The sequence below is a fragment of the Candidatus Eisenbacteria bacterium genome, from assembly GCA_035712145.1.
In the GTDB taxonomy this organism is placed as follows: Bacteria; Eisenbacteria; RBG-16-71-46; order RBG-16-71-46; family RBG-16-71-46; genus DASTBI01.
Genome location: DASTBI010000172.1, coordinates 1 through 3,461 on the forward strand (window position 1 = coordinate 1; position 3,461 = coordinate 3,461).

The following is a 3,461-nucleotide window of genomic DNA, read 5'->3' on the forward strand; positions in this document are numbered from 1 at the left end:
GCCCGAAAGGAGCCCACCGCCGTGAAGAGCCCATTCCTCGAGACGCTGCGCCAGCGAGTGCTGGTCTATGACGGCGCCATGGGCACGCAGATCCAGGCGGCCGGGCTCACCGCCGAGGACTTCGGCGGGAAGCGCCTGGAAGGCTGCAACGACTACCTGAGCGTCACCCGTCCCGACGTCATCGAGGGAATCCACGCGGCTTATTTCGACGCCGGCGCGGACGTGGTCGAGACCAACTCGTTCCAGGCCTCGGGGGTTCGGCTCGCCGAATGGGGCCTGGGCGACCAGACCGTCGAGATCAACCGCGCGGCGGCCGTCATCGCGCGACGCGTCGCCGATCGGTACGCGGCCAGGGACAAGCGGCCCCGCTTCGTGGCGGGCTCGATCGGGCCCTCGGGCATGCTGCCGTCTTCCGAGGACCCCGATCTCGGCAAGCTCTCGCTGCGCGACCTCGTCCCCACATTCGAGGCCCAGTCGCGCGGGCTGATCGAGGGGGGCGCGGATGTCCTGATTCTCGAGACCTGCCAGGACATGCTGGAGATGAAGGCGCAGATTCTCGGCGCGCGCGCGGCGATGGATGCCGTGGGCCGGCGCGTTCCGCTCCAGTGCTCGGTGACGCTCGATCCCAACGGCCGCATGCTGCTGGGCACCGACATCGCCGGCGCGCTCGCCACGCTCGAGGCGCTGCGCGTCGAGCTGATCGGCCTCAACTGCTCGACCGGTCCGGATTTGATGAGGGACAGCGTCCGCTATCTGACGCAGAACGCGAGCGTGCCGATCCACTGCATTCCGAACGCCGGTCTTCCCATCAACGACGGCGGGCGCGCGGTGTATCCGATGCTCCCTCAGCCGATGGCGGAGATCCTGCGCACGTTCGTGGCCGAGAATGGCGTGCACATCGTGGGCGGCTGCTGTGGCACCACGCCCGACCACACTCGCGCGCTGGCGGCGGCGGTCGGCGGTCGCGCTCCCGCGGCCCGCCCGGGCCGGGGCCCGTGGATGGTGTCGAGCGGCATGACCGCGGCGGCGCTGCGCCAGGAGCCGGCGCCGATGATGATCGGCGAGCGGCTCAACACCCAGGGCTCCCGCAAGGTCAAGCAGCTCACGCTGGACGACCGGCTCGAGGAGCTGGTGCCGATCGCGCGCAGCCAGGTGGAAGGCGGCGCGCACACGCTCGACGTGTGCCTGGCGCTCACCGAGCGCACCGACGAGGCGGAGCAGATGAGGCGCCTGGTCAAGAAACTGGCGCTCTCGGTCGAGGCGCCGCTGTGCATCGACTCGACGGAAGCGAACGTGATCGAAGCCGCGCTCGAGGCCTATCCAGGAGCGCCGATCGTCAACTCGATCAATCTCGAGAACGGCCGCGAGCGGGTCGATGCGGTGATGCCGCTGGTCATGAGGTTCGGCTCGGCCGTGATCGCGCTGACGATCGACGAGCAGGGGATGGCCAAGACCGCCGAGCGCAAGCTCGAGATCGCGCGCCGCATCCACGACATCGTCACCCGCGAGTTCGGGCTCGCGCCGGAGATGCTGATCTTCGACGCGCTCACCTTCACGCTGGCCACCGGCGACGCCGAGTTCCTGCGCTCGGGGATCGAGACCATCGACGGCATCCGCGCCATCAAGCGCGAGCTGCCGGGCGTGCTCACCAGCCTCGGCGTCTCGAACGTCTCCTTCGGACTGTCGAAGGAGGCGCGCGCGGTGCTCAACTCGGTGTTCCTCTACCACTGCGTGCAGGCCGGCCTCGACATGGCGATCGTCAATCCCGCGGACATCACGCCCTATCCCGAGATCGCGGAGCAGGACCGGCGGCTCGCCGAGGACCTGGTGTTCGCGCGCGATCCCGAGGCGCTCGCCAAGTACATCGCGCACTTCGAAGGCCGCTCGCCCGGAAGCAAGGCCAAGGAAGAGGAAGCCGAGATCGCCGCGCTCTCGGTGGAGCAGCGCATCCACTACCAGATCCTGCACCGGAAGCCGGCCGGCATCGAGGACCTCATCGACCAGGCCGTGAAGCGCCAGGACCCCGTTCAGGTGCTCAACACCGTGCTGCTGCCGGCGATGAAAGAGGTGGGTGACAAGTTCGGCGCCGGGGAGCTGATCCTTCCCTTCGTGCTGCAGAGCGCGGAGGTGATGAAGAAGGCCGTGGCCCGGCTCGAGAACTACCTCGAGAAGCACGCCGACGTGTCGAAGGGCCGGGTGGTCGTGGCGACGGTGTTCGGCGACGTGCACGACATCGGCAAGAACCTGGTGAAGACCATCCTCAGCAACAACGGCTACACGGTCTTCGACCTCGGCAAGCAGGTGCCGGTGACCACGATCATCGAGAAAGCCAAGGAGGTGAAGGCCACGGCGATCGGGCTCTCCGCGCTGCTGGTCTCGACCAGCAAGCAAATGCCGATTTGCGTGGCCGAGCTGCATCGCGCCGGCCTCCGATATCCGGTGCTGATCGGCGGCGCCGCCATCAACCGCAATTTCGGGCGGCGCGCGGCGCTGGTCGACGGCGAGGTGTTCTACGAGCCCGGGGTCTTCTACTGCAAGGACGCCTTCGAGGGTCTCGACACCGTCGACGCGCTCGCCGATCCAGGCAAGGGCAAGGAGCTGGTCGAGCGCAACCGGCGCGAAGCCTTCGAGTTCAAGAGCCGCGCCGTGGAGATGGAATCCCGCGCGGCCGAATCCCGGGCGCAGCAGCAGGACTTCAAGGTCTCGGTGTCGCGCGACGTGAGCATCCCCGCTCCGCCTTACTGGGGAGCGCGGCGCACCGCGCCCGAGGCGGTGTCGTGGGAAGGGATGTTCGAAGGCATGGACCTCAAGACGCTCTATCGCCTGCACTGGGGCGCGCGTGGCACGGGCGCCGAGTTCGAGCGGCTCATCCGCGAGGATTTCGAGCCGCGCCGCCTCCAGCTTCAGCGTGAGGCGAAGGAGCAGGGATGGATCGAGCCGCAGGCGGTCTATGGATTCTTCCCGTGTCAGAGCGAAGGGCAGGACCTGGTCGTCTACGACCCGGCTTCCTTCTCGCCCGGGAGCCTCATGCCCCGCGGCAAGATCGAGGAAGTCGTGCGCTTCCACTTCCCGCGACAGACCGAGCGCGAAGGCCTCTGTCTCTCCGACTACTTCCAGCCGGTCGAGAGCAGCAAGTTCGACGTGGTCGCCTTCCAGGTGGTCACCGTCGGGTCGAAGGTGGACACGCTCGGCGAGGAGCTCAACGCCGCCGGGGAGTACTCGAAGGCGCTGTTCGTCCATGGGCTCGGCGTCGCGGCCGCCGAAGGCCTCGCGGAGTGGCACCATCGCAAGCTGCGCGGGGAGCTCGGGATTCCGGCGGACCGCGGCCTGCGCTATTCGTTCGGCTACAGCGCCTGTCCCGACCTCGCCGATCAGGCCAAGCTCTTCAAGCTGCTCGACCCGGAGAAGGCGATCGGCGTCACGCTCACCAGCGCCTATCAGCTCGTCCCCGAGGCCTCGAC

The 3,461-nt window shown here is 68.2% G+C and carries 1 protein-coding gene; it reads left to right on the forward strand.

The features are described 5' to 3' along the window. Positions 1 to 21: 21 nt before the first annotated feature. The coding region (gene metH, locus VFQ05_11685) for a methionine synthase (protein ID HET9327427.1) at positions 22 to 3,461 on the forward strand (3,440 nt) is incomplete at its 3' end.